Source organism: Nocardiopsis potens DSM 45234 (genome assembly GCF_000341105.1).
Lineage (GTDB): Bacteria > Actinomycetota > Actinomycetes > Streptosporangiales > Streptosporangiaceae > Nocardiopsis_A > Nocardiopsis_A potens.
In genome coordinates, this window is the sequence record NZ_ANBB01000086.1 from 15,882 (window position 1) to 32,409 (window position 16,528).

Sequence of the window (16,528 nt, forward strand, 5' to 3'; positions counted from 1 at the left end):
AGCCAGAGTGTCTTAGCAGCGGCGACTCCGAAGCGCTAAGGTCGCCTCACAATTCCATCAGAAACGACGAAAGCCCGGCGGCAACCGGGCTTCGCCTCTCCAGTAGTTGAGCTAGCTGACACCGAATCGCCGCAGCTCACGCCACCAGAACAGCAATTTAGACGCAATCGTACCCCACCGACGGGTGCGACGTCAGGTGGGTGTCGCGGGGTCGTGTCGGCTGCTCTAGAAAGCGACGATCCGTGGATCAGCTACACGAACTCCGCCCTGTGCGATACGCCCAGATCCCCCACGAGGCCCTGGACGGCCTGCCCGACCTCAACTCGATCGGCCTGCTGGCGATCATGCTCCGCCACCGCGCCGACTTCCCTTTCAAGGTCGGCGACGTCATCAAGCAGAAGAAGGCCATCCCCGGCCCCAAGCTCGGCGAACGCGTCGCCTACGGCGCCATGACCACCCTCATCCAGCACCGCTGGGCGGCCCGAGTGAAGTACATGTGCGGCCGCGGCCACATGCACACCGCCGTGTGGCGCACCGCCCAGCAGCTCACCGACGACGACCTGCGCACCATCGCCGAGAAGTACACCGCCGGCACCGAGCGGATCTTGCACTGCAAGGGCTGCAGCGACGACCCCGAGATCCCCGTGCGCACCGTGATCCGCCCCGGGGCGACCCTTCAGGGCCCCTGGGGCGACTACGAGCCGATCGCCGCTCTCCTGGCCCCCGACGGCCGCCTCCACGATGCAGCCTCGGCACCGGTTCCCGGAATTGCGGGAACCGGTACGAACAGGCAGAACACCCCGTCTCCGCAGGTCGCTCCGGATCCTGCAAATCCGGGAACCGGTGCACCGGGAACCGGAGAACCGGGAACCTTTAAGAAGAACAGAGAGAACAACAGTCCTCTTCTTCCTCAGGCCCCTCAGCCCCGGTCGGAGGAGGAAGAGGACGAGTCGAAGCCGACCGAGAAGCGGCCTTCGGCCGCCGGGATCGTCGCCGAGGCCACCGGTGCGACCCCGGCCGAGGCCCAGGGCGTGATCGACCGCCTGGCGAAGGCGGCGGAGCGCCAGGGCCGCCCGATCGGCGCCATGGCCGCCTACGTCCGCGGCTGCGACCCGGCCGACCTGGCCCGGCACCTGGCCGCGGTGCGCAAGGCCGCCGACACGGAGCGGTCCCGCGCCGCGGCCCGCAACACGAGCGGGGCGGTGTGCTCCGAGCACGACGCGGTACTGCCCTGCCGGGCCTGCCGCAACGACGTGGAAAAGCTCGGCGACACCGACCTGGCCGCCGCGCTGCTGGAGATGCACGGGCCCGCCGAGCGGTGGGACCTGGCCGAGCTGCTGAACGTGGGGGGTGTGCGGTGATGACCGCTGCGGAGATGACCCAGGTGTTCGAGGAGCGGGTGCCCCCGCACGACATCGCAGCCGAGCAGATCGCGCTGGGCGCGCTGCTGGTCGAGAACGCCGTCGAGTTCGGCGCGGTGGTCGACGCGATGAGCACGACCGACCTGTACCGGCCGGCCCACCAGCTCATCATGGAGGCCGCCCTGGCCCTGGCCGATGCGGGGGCGCCGGTGACCGAGGTGTCGGTGCACGAGGAGCTGGTCCGGCGCGGCCAGTCCGCCGCCACCGGCGGAGCCCCCTACCTGCACGAGCTCTACGACGCGGTGCCGGTAGTGGTCAACGGCGGCTACTACGCGCGCATCGTGGCCGCCAAGGCCAAGCTGCGCCGCCTCATCGAGGCCGGGCTGCACGCCGCCCAGCTGGGGTACGCCGCCCAGGGCGAGCCCGACGAACTCGCCGAGCAGGCCCTGGCCGGCATCGAGCGGGCCGTGGCCGAAGGCTCGGCGGTCGAGACCGACACCCAGCGGGCCGCCGACGCGCTGCCCGGGTTCATGGACGACCTGGAGACCCCCGACGCCGAAGGCGAGATCACCCCGCCCTATGCCGACCTGGCGGCGGTGGTGCCGGCGCTGCGCCCCGGGGACCTGGTGACGGTGGCCGGGCGCACCGCGATGGGTAAGTCGGTCGTCGCGCTGGACACCGCCCGCCACGCGGCGATCCGGGGCGGCCACTGCACCCTGGTGGTGTCGCTGGAGATGAAGACGCCGCTGCTGATGCGCCGGATCATGGCCGCCGAGGCCAAGGTCCCGGCCAAGGCGCTGGAGCGCAAGCAGCTCAGCGAGGCCCACTGGCAGGAGATGGCCCGCGCCCAGGCCAGGGTGGCCGAGGCGCCGCTGTACCTGTCCACGCCGGACGGGTGCACGCTCGGGCTGATCCGGGCCCGGCTGCGCTCGCTGGCGCGCACCGACCCGGTGAAGCTGCTGGTGGTCGACCACGTCGGGCTGATGACCACCCGCGGGCGCACCCCGGAGTCGCGCCAGAACGAGATCCAGGCCTACTCCCAGGGGCTCAAGCGCATCGCGATGGAGTTCGACATCCCGGTGCTGATGGTCTCCCAGGTCAACCGGGCCCCCGAGTCGCGGGAGGACCGGGTGCCCCGGCTGAGCGACCTGCGCGACAGCGGGTCCCTGGAGCAGGACTCCGACACGGTGCTGCTGGTCTACCGGCCCGACTACTACGACCCCGAGGACGTGCGTTCGGGGGAGGTGGACATCCACGTCGCCAAGCACCGCTCGGGGGCGACCGGGGTGGCGACCGTGGCCCACCAGCTGCACTACCAGCGGTTCGTGGACATGGCGCGCGTCTGAGGCCGCCTGCCGTCCCGGAGCCCCCGTTCCCGCCTTCCCCGGGCGGTCGGGGGCTCCGTCGCGTCTGCGGGCGCCTCAGCGTCCTGCCAGTGGTGATCTACGGCGTCCAGGCGGGTGTTCGTGGAGGAGAAGCGCTCACCCGGCGGTGCGGCGGGGGCGGGGCACGCCCAGCCCCAGGGCAGCGTCCAGGCCCGTCAGCACCTCCTGCACCGCCCCTCCGCGCGGCTCTCGCTCGGCACACCGCTTGCAGGTGACCGGGCCGGGCGCCGACCGCAGCCGGGTGGGGTCCCCGCCGGCCCCGCACACCGGCCGGGCGGTGGGCGTGCCGTGCCACACGTGCCCCTTGATGCGGTGCACCACCGACCGGTCGGCGAGGCGGCCGGTGGACCCGGCCAGGACCGCGGCCGCGGCGATCAGCTCCAGCAGCTCCGGGGTCGGCGGGAACGACGGCGGGGAGGGGCGTGGTCGGCGGGCGGTGCGGCGGCGGGGCGCCCGGGCGGGGTCAGGGTGAGGGGCCATGCACACGGTGTGCCCGCCCCCGGGGTAGTGGGCCCTCCTCCGGCCCGAACCGGCCACCCCAGACGCCCCGGGCACGGCGACGTCGACCGGTCGACCCCGCCCCACGCGCGCACGCGCGCGAGCCCGGACCGCCCGGCGAAAAAGCACGGGCCGGTGGTACCGGCTGGGGAAGCGCGGGCGGGCCCGGGTCCCGGTCGGCCGCCCGCCCGAGTTTCGAGCCGCCCTCCCCCGGAGCGGAATCCTGAATTTTGAGACGACGCGCGCGGGGAGCGGGCGCGGGTCCGCCAGGAGGGCCGCCGAAGACTCGACGCCGCCCTCCCCACTGGACACGGTGCGTCACCGAAAGGTACGGAAATAGACCGGAAACCTCACACCCGGACGCCCTGGCGCCCCGCGCTCCTGCACGCTCGGTGACCACCTGGAGAGTTCCATCCGCCAGGCGGATCGAACCCCCGCGGCCGCGCGGTCAGCCGAGGGTGAGCTGGCCGTCGTGCACATCGTGCTCGCGGCCGGTGAGGCGGCGCAGGCACCGCCGGCAGGAGACCAGGGAGGCGGCGGGGCGCAGCCGCAGCGGATCCGCAGAGGCGCGGCAGAGCACCGAGGGGACGCGCACCCCGGCCCACACGCTGCTGGCCACCGCGTGGACGACGGCGCCGGCGCCGATGACCGCGCGGCCGCCGGCCAGCTCCTCGCGGCGGCGCTCCAGGGCGGCGGCCAGGTGCTGAACGTCGACCGCGGGGCCGTCGACGGCGGCCTGGCCCTCACCGCCGGGGAACAGCGGCTCCTGAGGGGCGTAGGCGGGACTGGAGTGGTCCGGGGTGTCCATGGGTCCATGATCGCCCCCTGTGGCGCCAGGAGCGATCTGAGAGCCGCACAGCGGCCGCCCGGCCCCACGGGGGCGGCCCTCCCCGGGCGGGGTCCGGCACCGCCCGGTCAGGGCGGCTCAGGGGATGCGTGCGGCCGGCGGGGATTTCACCCCCTGGGGGAGCACCCTCCCCCGGGGGCGGTTCCGGGACCGCTCCGTATAGCAGCTCGGCGGTTGTACGGGTTTCAGAGTCCGCGAGCTGCGAAAACGGGAACACTTCGGGAAATATTGCGGTGGCTCAGCCGCTCGACCCAGGCGCCGGTCGCCGGGCGCACGCCGGAGATCGCGACCCCCTACCCCCCGGGGCCCGGCCGGCTGCTCATCGGGGGCGGCGGGGCGGCCGCTCCCCCGCGCCGCCGTCTCCGCGGCCGGGCGGGCGCCATGACGGCCCGCCCCGTGAGCACGCCGCACCCCAGGCCGGGCCGGTGAGCACCCCGGGCGGCGACTCCCCCGACAGGGGGCGTCGACCAATAGTGCCTAGGTGTCGGGATCGCAGACGTAGCGGTGGCGGGTGTCAGTGACGGACTGGGAGGTGGAGTGGAGAGGAGGTGATCGGAAGGAGAACGGAGAGGTGCTGGCGGTGTCGTGGGGGCACACGCCATGGCACTAGCAGTGGCCATGGCCTGTCAGTGACGCACCCGGCCGCGCCCCGGCGGCGCGGGCGGGGCGCGGGCCGTCCGGGTCAGCGGCGCCTGGCCAGCGCGTCCAGCCCTCCGGGGTGGGTCGCCCCGAGCGCCGCGGACAACCGCGTGATCGCGGTCCAGACCCTGCGGTGGTCGTAGTGGCGGATCCGCCCCTCCAGCACCGCCTGCTCGACCTCGGCCAGGTAGGCGGCGACCCCGCGCGCGGTGACCGCCGGCGGCGGCGCGGGCGGGGCGGGCACCTCGACCTCGACCCGCCGCTCGCGGATGCGCTCGCGGACCACGGTGCGCACGGTGTGGCGCTCGACGACCTCCCGGACGGGCTCACCCTCGGGCCGGGCCTGACCGGCCTCGATCGCGGCCTGGCGGCGCCGCTCGGCGGTGCGGACCTCATAGGCCCGCTGGCGGCAGCCCTGGGTGCAGTAGCGGCGGGTCTGGCCGCGGGGGCGGATCTCCATCGCCGCGCCGCACCAGGCGCACTCCCTCACCACGGCCCGGGAGGTGACGGCCTGGCGCTCCGGCGCGCCGCCGGCCGCCGTCTGCTCGCTGCTGGTGTCCATGCCGGGCATCCTCTCAGAGCCCGTCACTGACGCCCTCCGGCCAGTCGGCGAATCATCCGATGACCGGATCTAGCCCCAGAGCACAGGTATCTCTGATACCGCGATCTGGGCGTGTCGCGGCATATCGGTCACAACCGAGAGCGCGGCCGCCGGCCGCCCCGCCCCCCGGGGCCCGGTGGAACCAGGGGGCTACCGCCCCCATGGACCCCCGCATCCCGGGCGGTCCCCCGGCGCGATGCGGGGCGTGCGCGGGGTGCGGGCCGCCCGCGCCGGGACACCGCCCGGACCGGCTCCTCCCCCCGCCGCGCAGAGGGCGCGGGCACCCCGGCCGGAGGCCGCCCGGAGGCCCCCGCGCCGACCCGCCCCACCCCTCCGATACATCCCGTCATCCGATGACCATGCGACGGCTGAGTACGCAGGTATCTACGAAACGACAGCCCCTCACCGGGCTGTCAGTGACGGTATCGGGGACGGCGCTCGACGGGGCCCGCCGGGCGGATCGGCGCGTTCGGCCCCCGGTCGTCGTCCCCGGGCGCGATCCTGGAGCCCCGACGACGGCGAGCGCCAGGAGGACGACGGCGATGGACACCACCCCCCACCCCCGCCACGACGGCGACGGCGGCCAGGAGCACACCGAGGTGGAGGTGGTGCTGCTCGGCGGGCCGCCCGACTGGCACGGCAGAACCCTGTCGATGCCGGCCTCCGCGGCCGTCCGCGAGTCCGCCGGTGCCCACCTGATCTCCGACCACACCCCGCACCGCACCATGGAGGAGGACACCGACCCTCGCGCGGTCTACGACCCCGACCCCGCCCCCGCGCCCCAGCGGGTGTGGTGGTTCCGCGGCTGGCTCCCCGCCTCCACGACTCGGATGGAGTGGGTGCGGCCCTCCCCGGCCGACCGCGAGCCCGTCGAGGCGACCCTGGACGGCCACGGCGCCCCCGCGGCCTGGACCGCCCCGGACGGCACCCGGTGGGCCGTCGACCGGCTGCAGGTGCACTGGGTCTATGAGGGCGAGGGCGCGGCCGGCGGGGATGTGGGGGTGTGGCAGGTGCGCGCCCACTCCTCCGCCGAGCAGGCGGCGGTGTGGGAGCTGGTGTGCGACCCCGCTGTGGGGTGGGCCGCGGCGCGGGTCCCCGCCTCCGGGTGAGCTAGGAGCCGCCGGGCGATACCGGCCCGGGGCGGCGGTGTCCGGTCCCGGCCCGCGGGTGGCCGCCGCGCCCCGTCGGCCGGGATGATCACTCCCCATGACCGAGACGACCCCCACCCGGATCCGGGTGCTCTCCTGGAACATCCGCTACGACGCCTGGACGCCCTCCCGGCGGGAGGCCGTGCACGCCCTGCTGGCCGCCCAGGCCCCGGACGTGGTGTGCCTGCAGGAGATCCCCTCCGACGACCCGGCCCGCGCCCGCGACATCGCCGAGCACCTGGGCCTGGCCGCCCGCATCGCGCCGGCGCCGAACGGGCTGCACACCGCCGTCCTGGTGCCGCCCGGCTGGGAGGAGGTGGCCTGGGACGTCAAGTACGCCTCGGCCCTGTGGCACGGGGCCGGGGCGCTGACCGTGCGCGCCCCCTCCTGGCCGGTGCCGCTCACCGTCGTCTCCGCCCACCTCGTCCCCCACGACGTCGACGCCGCGGTCGGGGAGGCGCGGCTGCTCATCGGCCGGGTGCAGCGCCAGGGCTGCCCGGGGATCCTGGTCGGCGACATCAACCACGCCCCCTGGATGGGCCCGGAGCCGGACTGGTCGCGGGTGCCGGCGCACAACCGCTCGGCCCGCACGGTGCTGGATCCGGCGCGCCCGGAGGAGCTGGTCGCCGACCGGCGCGTCGGGCTGGTGCTGCGCCGCGGCGGCCTGGTCGACGCCGCCGAGCTGCACCACGCTCGCACCGGCGACGACGCAGTACTGGAGGCGACCGGCCACTACGGGCGGCTCCGGGTGGACCAGGTGCACCTGTACCGGCTGGAGGGTGCGCTGCTGGGCTACGAGCGGCTCCCGCTCACCCTCGACTCGGCCGGGGATCCGGTGGAGTCGGACCACCACCCCATCGTCGTCGATCTCGACCTCGGCCGGGTGGCCGACACCGCGGTGCACGCCTGGCACTGAGCCCCCGGGGCCCCGCCGCCGGCTCAGGCGGGGTCGTCGGCGGGGGTCCAGGGCGCGGGCAGGCCGTCTCCGGCCAGCTCGGTGATCCGGTCGCCGGGGAGGCGGCGCTCGGCCAGCAGCTCGCCGGTGATCCGGTCGGCGGCCGCGGCCAGGGCCGCGTCGTCGAGCAGCCGGGCGGCGTCGATCACCGCCATCCGGCGGGAGGCGATGTAGCCGGCCCGCCGCAGCCGGGAGGCCTCGGCGTCCAGGTCGAGCAGGAGCTCGGTGGCGGCGGCCAGCAGGGGCCCGCCCGCCCCGGCGGCGGCCAGGTGGCGCACCTCGCCCTCCACCAGCGCGGCCAGCACGGTGGTGTGGGTCTGGGTGTCCCCGTGGCCGGGCAGGCCCACCCCGGCCACGGCCCGCCCCCCGGGCCCGGGGGTGATCCGCAGGTACAGCAGCCCCACCCCGCCGGCGGCGGCCACCGCCCCGGCCGCGCCCAGCCCCGCGGCCACCGCCTCCTCCCAGACCTCCGGGTCCAGGGCGTCGATCAGCGGGGCGAGCTGGTGGCGGCGGCCGCGGGTGCGCGGCGCCTCGGCGAGCCGGCCGGGCTCGGTGACCGGGCCCGAGGTGTGGGCGGCCTCCACCGCCGCCCGGGCGGCGGCCTGCACCCGGGCCTCGGCCGGTCGGCCGGTGAATTCGGCGAGCCGGTCGGCGGCCTGGGCCAGAGCGGGCCCGACCGGAGGGGCCGCGACCGGGTCCACGACGTGGGGGTCGGCCATCGCGCTGACCAGCGCGGTGGCCAGCCGCTCGGCGTACTGGTCCTCCAGGGCGGGCTCGGCGCCCAGCAGGGCGCGGCGGGCGGCCTCGGCGGCCGCCGCCCGGGCCAGGCCGGCCCGCGCCCGGGCCCCGGCCTCCTCCACGCTGGTGATGAGGCCCCGCAGGCGGCGGCGCTGGGGCTGGGCGGTGTAGAGGGCGGCCTCGGCGGGGTCCCCGACCAGGGCCCGGATGTGGGAGGCGTAGTCGGAGGCGACCCGGGCGGCCGCGATGTCCTCGGGGCGGTCGGAGGCGACCCGGCCCGCGATCCGGGCGAGGGGGCGCTCGTCCAGGCGCGCCCGGACCTCGGCATCGATATCGCGGTCCTGGCCCAGGGCGGTGTCGATGGCGGCGATCTGGCCGCGCAGCGAGGCCATCCGGTCGGTGACCATCGGCGCGTCGTCCATGTCGGCGACATGCAGGGCAGGGTCGAAGTTCGCGGCCTCGGCGGCGAGCAGGTCCAAGATGGTCCGGCGGGCGCGGCGCAGCCCCTCGGCGGCGGCCGGGGCCTCAGGGGTGGTGTCCATGCCCCCTGATCCTGCCAGGCGGCGCCCCGGCGGCCGGGGCGGTGTCCACAGGCGGCCGAGAGCGCCTGGACGCGGCCGCTGGCGGTCGGGGACGGTGGGGTGCACGGGGCCGCCGGAGCGCGGCGCCGGCCCGGGGATGCCCGGACACCCGAAGTCGTCCTCCTGCTCTCCAGGCAGGAGGACGCGTCGGTGCCCTGCCTCGCGCGCGTGCGCGCGGGCGCCCGCCCGTCCGCCTGTGCGGGCGCGCGTCCGGGCGCCTGGGCGGGCGGTCGTGCGAGCATGGCCGCCATGACCATGACGAAGACGAAGGTCGTTGCCCTGGGCAACCAGAAGGGCGGGGTCGGCAAGACCACCACCACCGTCAACCTCGCGGCCGCGCTCGCCGGCCGCGGGCTGCGGGTGCTGGTCGGCGACCTGGACCCGCAGTGCAACGCCACCACCACCCTGGACCCCGTGCTCGGGTCCTACACCCTGGCCGAGGTCCTCGACGTCGACCCGCGCACCCGCGAGGTCGTGCCCGGCTCGGCCGCCGCGGCGATCGTCCCCTCCTCCGAGGCGTGGCCGGCCGGACTCGACGTGCTGCCCGCCAGCCCGGCGCTGGCCGTGCGCGAGCAGGACACCTGGGACGGGCGCGAGCACCGGCTCGCCCGCGCCTGCGAGGGCGTCCTGGGCGGCTACGACGCGGTGCTGTGGGACCTGCCGCCCAACATCGGCCAGATGACCGTCAACGGGCTTGTGGCGGCCGACGAGGCGTGGCTGGTCACCGACCCCACCCGCTACGGCCTGGACGGCCTGGCGCTCGTCATGGGCGCCATCGACCGGGTGCAGCGCTACCACCACCCCGGCTTGCTGGTCGGCGGAATCGTCATCAACATGCACGAGCCCGCCCGCGAGGAGCCGAAGCTGCGCGCCGCCGAGATCCGCTCGCTGTACGGGGACCTGGTCTACGGCGAGGACCAGCCCCGCTCGGAGGTGCTGCGCAAGGCCGCCGGCGCGGCCGCCCCGGTGGCGGCCTACGGCTACGAGGGGCGCGAGGCCGCCGCCCGCCTGGACCGCCTCGCCGAGACCGTGATCGGGAAGGCGGCCTGATCATGCCCAAGCCGACACCGAAGTCCGGGACCAGGCCCACCGCGTCCCCGGCGGCCGTGCCGCCGCACACCCGCGCCGAGGCCGAGCGCACCCACCCCTGGGACCCCGCCCCGGCACCCCCCGAACAGCCCGCCGAGCCTCCCGCGCGCCCGGACGGGCCCGCGGACGCCCGCGAGCCCGGAAGCGCGCCCAGGCGCCCGGGCGGGCGCCCGCGCGCACGCGCGCGAGGCAAGTCCCTTGACCTGGGCGAATGGTCGCGCCAGGTGAGCGGGTCCGCGCTCAAGGTCGCGGCCGCCCGCCGCAAACTCAGCGGCCGCGAGAACGAGCTGGCGGACCTGGTGGCGCGCGCGCGGGCGGCCGGGGTCGGCGACGACGTGCTCACCGCGTGGCTGATCGCGGCCGGCCTGGGCGCCGAAGACCTGCACCGGACATGAGGATGCCCCCGCCGGATCCGTCCGGCGGGGGCGTCAACGCCTCGTTGAAGTCAGCGGGCGGCTGGTGCGCCGATACACCGGCGGAACTCGGCCAGCAGCGCGGCGGCGGCGTCCTGGGCCTGCTCCAGGGAGTCCAGGGCCAGCCCGTCCAGGGAGCGGGCGGCCGCGGCCTCGGCCCCGGGGGCCGGCAGCCGGGTGCGCAGCACCGCCCGCCGCCCGGGGCGGTGCACGGTGAACAGACCGCACGGGCCCCGCTGCCCGGTGGTGGAGCCGCGGACCACCATCTGCTCGCCCTGCCAGGCGATCTCGCCGGTGCGGCCGATCAGCTCCAGGGACTCGGCCAGGACCTCCGGCGCGCTGCGCCGGGCCGCCTCGGCGCTCGGCCAGATCCGCAGGCGCTCCTGGGCCCACCCTGCGGGGTGGGGTCCGCGGGGGGTGATCGGCAGGGTGGTGGCGAGCACGTGGTCCTCGGGGGCGTAGGACACGACCCGGAACAGGGGTGTCCCGCCGATGCCGCCGATGCCGTCGTCGTCCCAGGTGATCACCGGACCTCCTCCGTCGTCGGTGCTCCATCGTCTCGCACCCCTGCGATGATCGCGGCGACCTCCTCGCCCATCAGCAGGCCCAGGCCCCCGGCGTCGGCGTCCTGGGCGTCCAGCAGCGCGGCGGCCAGGGCGGTGATGGCGTCCTGCTCCTGTGCGACCAGCCGGGCGGCCGCCTCGCGCGCCGCCGCGGGGTCGATCGCCTCCCCCGCGGCGACCGCTGCGGCGATCAGCTCGCGGTCGCCGGCCGCCCCCTGCGCCACCCGGCGGGCCGCCTCGCCCGGGGCCGCCCCGGCCTCGGCCAGGACACGGGCCTGGGCGGCGGCGCCGGCCTCCAGGACCACGGCCACCGCCTGCGGATCGGCGCCGCGGGTGCGCAGGGAGGCCACGCCGCCCCAGGGGCCGGGCGCGGAGTCCAGGGCGATGTGGCGCACCCCCACTCCGAGGCGGTGGGCGACGGCGGCGTGGGCGGCCTCGTGCACCGCGCAGGAGCGCCGCCACAGGCCGGGATCGATGGGGGGCATCGGAGTCCTCTCAGCAGGAGTGTCAACAGGGCATTGACGGGCGGGTGTCAATCGCCCGTTGACGCCTCGCGGTCCCGCACGGCCTTGAGGAGGCGGCGCATCCCGTCGGCGTCGCGCGGCCGGTTCAGGGTGGCCCCGGCCAGCCGGTGCAGCCGCTGCTCGGCGGCCTGGCGGGAGCGCAGCCCCAGCAGCGCGGCCACCCGAGACCAGGCCATGCCGTCGCCGCGGGCGTCCTCGATCAGCTGGCGCTCCCAGCGGTCGACCATCCGGCGGACCTCGGCGATCGCGGCCAGGGCGTCGGCGCGGTCGGCGGGGGTGGCCGCCGGCACGCCGTCGTGGGCCTCGTCGTACAGGTGGTTGTGGGCGACGGCGTCGAGGACGGCGGGCAGGCCGCCGTGGAGGTAGCGGTCGGCGTAGCGGGTGCGCAGCCGCTCGATCGCCTGCTGCAGATCGTCCTGCTCGGTCTCGGGCACGGAGTCCTCCGTCGGAGAGTGTCAACGAGTCATTGACGACCCTACGGGGGCGCCCGACTGACTGTCAACGAATCATTGACGCGAGGAACATTGGAACCGGATCGGGCGCCTGTACTCTCCGTGACCATCGTCACTGTGAACCATCGGGCGCCCGGTGGCGCGCTTCTTACCTCGGGGGTCCGGTATCCCAGGCCGGGCGTCAACGCACCGTTGACACCCTCCGGGGTCGCCGCGGCCCTTGCATAATCGGAACTACGCGGGCTCGCCGCGCTCGGCGACGTAGGCCGCGTGGTTCTCCTCGATGACGGCCCGGCCGGCCTCGGCGGTGAGGCGGTCGATCCGGGAGACGGCCGGCACCGGCCGACCGTCGACGGTGGTGGTGATCTGCTCGATCCGGCGGGCCAGTTCGTCGACGACGCTGGGCGCCGACTCGACCAGCAGCCTCCCGTCCCGCCAGGAGAACCGCGGCGCCCGGCCGATGCCGGTCGCGCGGACCTCGCAGGCGAGGAAGGCCGTGCGGTACGGGAAATCCGGGTTCTGGGTCAGCAGCAGGTAGACCCGCTCGGTGTCACCGCCGTAGCCGGCCAGGCCCGGACACGGCGCGATCGCTCCGTCCGCGCCCCGGGCCGCCAGCTCGTAGACCCCGCACTCGGTGCACCGGAACAGGTCGTTGAACTGCTCGTACTCGAACTCGTGGCCGCCGAAGCGGTCCTGGGCGCCCGCGGCGGCGCCGCGCAGGGCGCGGGTGTACTTCACGCCGTCGCGCTCCTGGCGCGCACGCGCGCGGGCCTTGGGGCCGCCGGGTCCGCTCTTGGTCATGCCGGCTCCTCGCGCGGGACCCCACGCATCCCGCCGGGGTCGACAACCAGCGGAAACGGTCATAGGTGCTGCACTTCGCGGGCCCGCGCCGGGCGGTGCCCGGGGGTCCTTGGCCGTCGTCCCGGGCCGCGTGGGGGCCCGAGCGGGGTGTGGCGTGCGGCGTGCGCGTCCTGCCGCTGCCCGCCAGGCTATCCCCGCCCGGCGACGATCACAGCGAATCGGGGGAACGCGCCGGTCGCAGGGCGCTACGGTGGCCGCATTCGAGACGAGGAGGCCCCGATGGCCGCGCGCTGGGTGCGCTACACGATGCCGATCATGGTGCAGGTCGACTCCGACGACGAGGTCGCCCGGGTGGTCACCCTGCCCGAGGAGATCCGCGAGGACCGCGACGACCGGGGCGACTTCTGCGTCTACGACGCCGACTTCATCCGCCGCGACAGCGACTCGCCCGCCAGTATCCACGCCCAGCAGGCCGCCCGCCCGGAGTGGGAGTACGACCATCTGCGCGCCGGCCCGCCGAAGAACTGGCCTGAGCCCGTGGAATGGGAGGAGGGCTTCGACCTGACGGAGGCCGACGACCGCTACGCCGACTTCTGCGTCTACGGGCGCTCCTACGCCGAGGGCAAGACGCCCCACCCCGACGACCGGTTCGAGTGGTGAGCCCGGTGTTCGCGGGCGACTTCCACCGCCGCAGGGCCCTGGCCGCCGACCGGCACCTCCGGCCGCTGCTCACCGAGGGCGAGGCCGAGACCGTCATCGACCTGCTCATGCGCCTGCACTCCGAGCACCCGGACGAGGACATCGGCGTGGTCGCCGGGGTGAGGGCCGCGGCATAAGACCTCGGCGCAGCTCCAGGAGCCGCCGGGCTACAGCCCGATGTGGCGCAGCGGGTGGTTGGCCCACATCTCCGCGGGGCGGATGTAGGTGTCCACGGCGGTGGAGCGCTCGGACCAGCGGCCCTGGCGGGCGATCCAGGCCCGGCCGGCGCCGGAGGCCGCCGCGGCGGTGGCGGCCCCGGCGCGCAGCGAGTGCGCGGTGACCTCCCCCTCGACCCCGGCGGCCTCGGCCAACCGCTTGACCACCAGGTTGATGCCGGCGCCGCTCATCCGCCCGGTTCCGCGCCCGGAGGCGCCCGGGGTGCCGGCCAGGCGGCCGTGCCGGTCGACCGAGCGCAGCAGCGGCCCGTCGGCGACGCCGTGCTCGGCCAGGGCGGCGGTGTAGGCGCGCACGGTGCGCACCGGGCAGGTGAGCCGGTGGGTGCCGTAAGGCACGGGCACGCTCGCGCCGACGGCGTCCTTGTCGGTCTTGGACACGGCGACGAAGACCTCCAGGCCGTCGTCGACCTCGGCCGCGTCGGCGACGTCGAGGCGGGCCAGCTCGCTGCGGCGCGCCATCATCGCGTACCCCAGCAGCAGCAGGGCGCGGTCGCGCAGCCCGACCAGGTCGTCGCCGGCCGCGGCCAGCATGCGGCGCAGCTGGGCCACGCTCAGCGCCGGGGCCCGGCGGGCGGCCGAGAGGCCGTTCTCGGCGCGCTCGTTGCGGTAGGCGCGCAGCACCAGCCGGGCGGCCTTCATCGGCGCCTTCGTGCCGGTGACCGCCTCGGTGTGGGAGGAGACCGCGCCCAGCGCCCGGTCGATGCTGGCCGGGGCCATGCCCTGATCGGCGAGGTGGTCGGCGTAGGAGGCCAGGGTCTCGGCGGTGGCCGGCAGCGCGGTGCGCCCGGCCGCGGCGCACCAGGAGGCGAAGCGGCCCCAGTCGCGGGCGTAGCCGGTGCGGGTGGAGGGGCGCCATGCCGCCGCGATGCGCTCGGCGGCCGAGGCGCTCAGCTCGCCGTCGGCGCCTTCGGGCAGCGCCGGCGTCGACGCGGCGGGGACGAGTTCGCTCATTCCGGGGCCTTCCGTTCGGTGTCCGGTTTCGCCTGGTTCTCGGTTTCGACAAGTCAGCTTATCGAAACCGAGCGGCCGACCGGAGGGCGATGCACCCGGGATGCGCCGCCCCCTGGCCGACTCAGGACCCGAGGGACCAGAACGGCGCCTCGGTCGATGCCTCCTCCTCGATGCGCCGCTGCAGGCGCTCCAGGATCCCGGGCAGCAGGTCCAGCGCCTCGGAGACGGTATCCAGGGCGTCGGCCACATCCTCGGGGGCGCAATCGGCGGAGGCATCGACCGAGGCGGCCAGCTGCCGCACAGAGTCGTAGACGGCCTCGGCGGCGTCGGGGATGTCCATCAGACGCCGGCGGCCTGGTCGGCGGGGACCGCCTCCCGGGGGCGCAGCTCCCCGGCGGCCTCGCGGGCCTCGCCCAGCGCTTCGGTCAGCGCCTCCGCCAGGGCCCGCGCCTCGGCCACCCGCAGCTGCAGGGCCCCCACCGCCGCATCGTCGGAGGCGGCGCCGTCGGCGACCGTGCGCTCGGGGTCGACGGCCAGCCGCCCGGCCGCGGTCTCGGCCCGCATCCACCCCCCGATCCGCTCGACCACCCGGGGCAGGTCGGCGGCGGCCTGCTCCAGGCGCTCCAGCACCGCGACCGCGTCGGCCGCCTCGGCCATCCCCTCCGGGACGTGTACCGCGGTGCCCAGCACGTTCACGGTGTCGGCCACCGCCTGGGCGACGTCGCGGGTGTAGGCCGGGGAGTGGGGGCCGAGGCGGCTCAAGACGAACGGCTGCTGCTGATCCTGCTGTTCCATGCCGACCATGATCGCGGATCCGACCGGGGCCGCACCCGTAAAAACCGATAAGACCCCGCCCGGGCGGTGAATAAAAAAGCCCCCGACCGCCCTCCGGAGAAGGAGGGCGTGCGGGGGCTTGAGGGTCAGCGGCGGGGGCGCACCGCGACCACCCGGACGTGGTCGCTGTAGAGGGTCACCACCGCCTCGGTGCGGCCGGTGACCAGCACCCCGTGGTAGGGGACCGGGCCCAGCCCGCCGGGGGTGTAGGGGTCCAGCAGCGTGTAGGGGTCGGCCGCGGAGGCCAGCTTCATCAGCGCACCGGCGACCTCGTCGGCCTCACCGGCCGGCAGGGCCCGCACCTGCCTGCGGGCCAGGGGCTCCAGGGTGATCGGCCGCACCGGGCTCCTCGTCCTCTCCGCGGATCATGGCCGCCCACTGGCGGCGGAAGTCGTCCTCGTCGTCGGCGTCGATGGTGATGCTGCCCTCGGGGGGCGGGGCGCCCAGGACCATGCGGCCGTATGAGGCGTAGACGGCCTCGATGGTCTCGGGGTCGGTGTCGGTGTACGGGGTGCGCTCCTGCACGGGCGGCCTCCTCACGGTGCTCTCCTCAGGGTAGGCGCCATGGTGCTCATGTCTCCTGTCCGTGCTCGTCGAGGGTGATGTCGGCGATGATCCGCACCGTCACGGCGTCGTCCGGTCCGGCGTGGGCGGTGGCCTCGACCCTGCGGGTGACGCCGACGGTGGTCTCGTGCTCGGTGACGGGGCCAGCGTCCAGCAGGCCGGCCCAGGCGCCCACCGCCGCGCGCTTCTCGGCGGGGCCCGTCCACGGGTCGGGGGCGCCGGTCAGGGCGCTTGTGGTGTGCACGGTCCAGGTCAGCGGCGCCAGCCCGGCGTCGTGGCCTCTGCGGATCAGCTCGGCCAGCGTCGCGGTGGTGCGCAGCTGCCGGGCCAGGGTGTCGGTGGACATGTCGCTTCGCTCCTTTCGGAGAGGGGGTCGGCCTCCAGCATCACGCGCCGGAGGCGGGTGCGGGGGTGGATCGGCTCAGATCGCGAACAGCGCCTCCTGCACCGGCCGCGGCGGCTCCGTCGGGGCGGTGTGGCAGCCGCAGGAGCACACCCACCGGCACACCCGGTCGGCCAGCCACACCTGCGCCACGGCGGTACGGTGCCGGCCGGTGGCCGACGGGGTCGGGTGGGCATAGGGCTCGGCGAACTCCGCGGCGTACTCCCCGCCCGGGCGGAGGAGGCGCCCCTCCTCGACCCGCCGCGG

Annotated in this window: 23 protein-coding genes; 8 read left to right on the forward strand and 15 right to left on the reverse strand. The window is 75.8% G+C overall.

Annotated elements, in window-relative coordinates:
* The first annotated feature begins 242 nt into the window (after positions 1 to 242).
* Together D459_RS0128660 and D459_RS0128665 are read left to right on the forward strand one after the other, a co-directional pair.
* The gene (locus tag D459_RS0128660) at positions 243 to 1,361 is read left to right on the forward strand and encodes a hypothetical protein (protein WP_152523150.1); all 1,119 of its coding nucleotides are present in this window, start codon (positions 243 to 245) and stop codon (positions 1,359 to 1,361) included.
* Entirely contained in the window at positions 1,361 to 2,707 is a 1,347-nt protein-coding gene (locus tag D459_RS0128665) for a replicative DNA helicase (protein ID WP_020380375.1), read from the forward strand. Before D459_RS0128660 ends, D459_RS0128665 begins: the two co-directional genes overlap by 1 nt.
* Positions 2,708 to 2,842: 135 nt before the next feature.
* On the opposite strand, the gene D459_RS35155 is transcribed toward D459_RS0128665, so the two are convergent.
* From D459_RS35155 to D459_RS33965, 3 genes are all read right to left on the reverse strand, one after another.
* Positions 2,843 to 3,226 carry a hypothetical protein gene (locus D459_RS35155; RefSeq protein ID WP_017596434.1) on the reverse strand — a complete coding sequence of 128 codons (384 nt, stop codon included), beginning with the start codon at positions 3,224 to 3,226 and terminating at the stop codon, positions 2,843 to 2,845.
* Between the two features lie 466 nt (positions 3,227 to 3,692).
* On the reverse strand, positions 3,693 to 4,052 hold the full coding sequence (locus D459_RS0128675) for a hypothetical protein (protein ID WP_017596435.1): 360 nt from the start codon (positions 4,050 to 4,052) through the stop codon (positions 3,693 to 3,695).
* 721 nt (positions 4,053 to 4,773) lie between these two features.
* Positions 4,774 to 5,292, reverse strand: coding sequence for a hypothetical protein (locus tag D459_RS33965; RefSeq protein WP_017596436.1), 519 nt, complete (start codon positions 5,290 to 5,292; stop codon positions 4,774 to 4,776).
* A 581-nt stretch (positions 5,293 to 5,873) separates the two neighbouring features.
* Between D459_RS33965 and D459_RS0128685 the strand changes: the two genes are divergently transcribed.
* Together D459_RS0128685 and D459_RS0128690 are read left to right on the forward strand one after the other, a co-directional pair.
* Positions 5,874 to 6,440 (forward strand): hypothetical protein, encoded by a 567-nt coding sequence (locus D459_RS0128685; RefSeq protein WP_017596437.1) that lies wholly within the window; start codon positions 5,874 to 5,876, stop codon positions 6,438 to 6,440.
* A gap of 97 nt (positions 6,441 to 6,537) precedes the next feature.
* Positions 6,538 to 7,395 (forward strand): endonuclease/exonuclease/phosphatase family protein, encoded by an 858-nt coding sequence (locus D459_RS0128690; protein WP_017596438.1) that lies wholly within the window; start codon positions 6,538 to 6,540, stop codon positions 7,393 to 7,395.
* Between the two features lie 23 nt (positions 7,396 to 7,418).
* Here D459_RS0128690 and D459_RS0128695 read toward each other — a convergent pair whose 3' ends face one another.
* Positions 7,419 to 8,714, reverse strand: a complete 1,296-nt coding sequence (locus D459_RS0128695; RefSeq protein ID WP_017596439.1) for a hypothetical protein — start codon at positions 8,712 to 8,714, stop codon at positions 7,419 to 7,421.
* 288 nt (positions 8,715 to 9,002) lie between these two features.
* On the opposite strand from D459_RS0128695, the gene D459_RS33190 reads away from it, so the two are divergent.
* Both D459_RS33190 and D459_RS36010 read left to right on the forward strand, forming a co-directional pair.
* On the forward strand, positions 9,003 to 9,803 hold the full coding sequence (locus tag D459_RS33190; RefSeq protein WP_051065570.1) for a ParA family protein: 801 nt from the start codon (positions 9,003 to 9,005) through the stop codon (positions 9,801 to 9,803).
* Between the two features lie 263 nt (positions 9,804 to 10,066).
* Positions 10,067 to 10,237, forward strand: coding sequence for a hypothetical protein (locus tag D459_RS36010; protein ID WP_017596441.1), 171 nt, complete (start codon positions 10,067 to 10,069; stop codon positions 10,235 to 10,237).
* Between the two features lie 50 nt (positions 10,238 to 10,287).
* On the opposite strand, the gene D459_RS0128710 is transcribed toward D459_RS36010, so the two are convergent.
* The 4 genes from D459_RS0128710 to D459_RS36625 all read right to left on the reverse strand — a co-directional run bounded on the left by D459_RS0128710 (position 10,288) and on the right by D459_RS36625 (position 12,595).
* Entirely contained in the window at positions 10,288 to 10,782 is a 495-nt protein-coding gene (locus D459_RS0128710; protein ID WP_017596442.1) for a hypothetical protein, read from the reverse strand.
* Positions 10,779 to 11,303: a hypothetical protein gene (locus D459_RS0128715; RefSeq protein ID WP_017596443.1), complete on the reverse strand. Its 525-nt coding sequence runs from the start codon at positions 11,301 to 11,303 to the stop codon at positions 10,779 to 10,781. The genes D459_RS0128710 and D459_RS0128715 overlap by 4 nt, the downstream gene beginning before the upstream one ends.
* A gap of 47 nt (positions 11,304 to 11,350) precedes the next feature.
* Positions 11,351 to 11,776, reverse strand: a complete 426-nt coding sequence (locus D459_RS33970; protein WP_017596444.1) for a hypothetical protein — start codon at positions 11,774 to 11,776, stop codon at positions 11,351 to 11,353.
* Between the two features lie 252 nt (positions 11,777 to 12,028).
* Complete coding sequence (locus D459_RS36625) at positions 12,029 to 12,595, reverse strand: hypothetical protein (protein ID WP_017596445.1); 567 nt, start codon at positions 12,593 to 12,595, stop codon at positions 12,029 to 12,031.
* A gap of 279 nt (positions 12,596 to 12,874) precedes the next feature.
* Here D459_RS36625 and D459_RS0128730 point away from each other — a divergent pair, with 279 nt between their 5' ends.
* Positions 12,875 to 13,255, forward strand: a complete 381-nt coding sequence (locus D459_RS0128730) for a hypothetical protein (protein WP_017596446.1) — start codon at positions 12,875 to 12,877, stop codon at positions 13,253 to 13,255.
* Positions 13,252 to 13,431: a hypothetical protein gene (locus D459_RS0128735; RefSeq protein ID WP_152523151.1), complete on the forward strand. Its 180-nt coding sequence runs from the start codon at positions 13,252 to 13,254 to the stop codon at positions 13,429 to 13,431. The genes D459_RS0128730 and D459_RS0128735 overlap by 4 nt, the downstream gene beginning before the upstream one ends.
* Positions 13,432 to 13,461: 30 nt before the next feature.
* On the opposite strand, the gene D459_RS0128740 is transcribed toward D459_RS0128735, so the two are convergent.
* The 7 genes from D459_RS0128740 to D459_RS36025 form a co-directional block, all read right to left on the reverse strand.
* Positions 13,462 to 14,481, reverse strand: a complete 1,020-nt coding sequence (locus D459_RS0128740; RefSeq protein ID WP_017596448.1) for a tyrosine-type recombinase/integrase — start codon at positions 14,479 to 14,481, stop codon at positions 13,462 to 13,464.
* A gap of 121 nt (positions 14,482 to 14,602) precedes the next feature.
* Positions 14,603 to 14,821, reverse strand: a complete 219-nt coding sequence (locus tag D459_RS36015; protein WP_017596449.1) for a hypothetical protein — start codon at positions 14,819 to 14,821, stop codon at positions 14,603 to 14,605.
* Positions 14,821 to 15,276, reverse strand: a complete 456-nt coding sequence (locus D459_RS36020) for a hypothetical protein (protein WP_161634183.1) — start codon at positions 15,274 to 15,276, stop codon at positions 14,821 to 14,823. The genes D459_RS36015 and D459_RS36020 overlap by 1 nt, the downstream gene beginning before the upstream one ends.
* Before the next feature lie 125 nt (positions 15,277 to 15,401).
* Complete coding sequence (locus D459_RS0128755) at positions 15,402 to 15,656, reverse strand: hypothetical protein (RefSeq protein WP_017596451.1); 255 nt, start codon at positions 15,654 to 15,656, stop codon at positions 15,402 to 15,404.
* Positions 15,595 to 15,840, reverse strand: coding sequence for a hypothetical protein (locus D459_RS0128760; protein WP_020380378.1), 246 nt, complete (start codon positions 15,838 to 15,840; stop codon positions 15,595 to 15,597). Before D459_RS0128760 ends, D459_RS0128755 begins: the two co-directional genes overlap by 62 nt.
* A 46-nt stretch (positions 15,841 to 15,886) precedes the next feature.
* Entirely contained in the window at positions 15,887 to 16,225 is a 339-nt protein-coding gene (locus tag D459_RS0128765; protein WP_017596453.1) for a hypothetical protein, read from the reverse strand.
* A gap of 75 nt (positions 16,226 to 16,300) precedes the next feature.
* Positions 16,301 to 16,528, reverse strand: a 228-nt coding sequence (locus D459_RS36025) for a hypothetical protein (RefSeq protein WP_040711525.1), incomplete at its 5' end; no start/stop codon positions are given.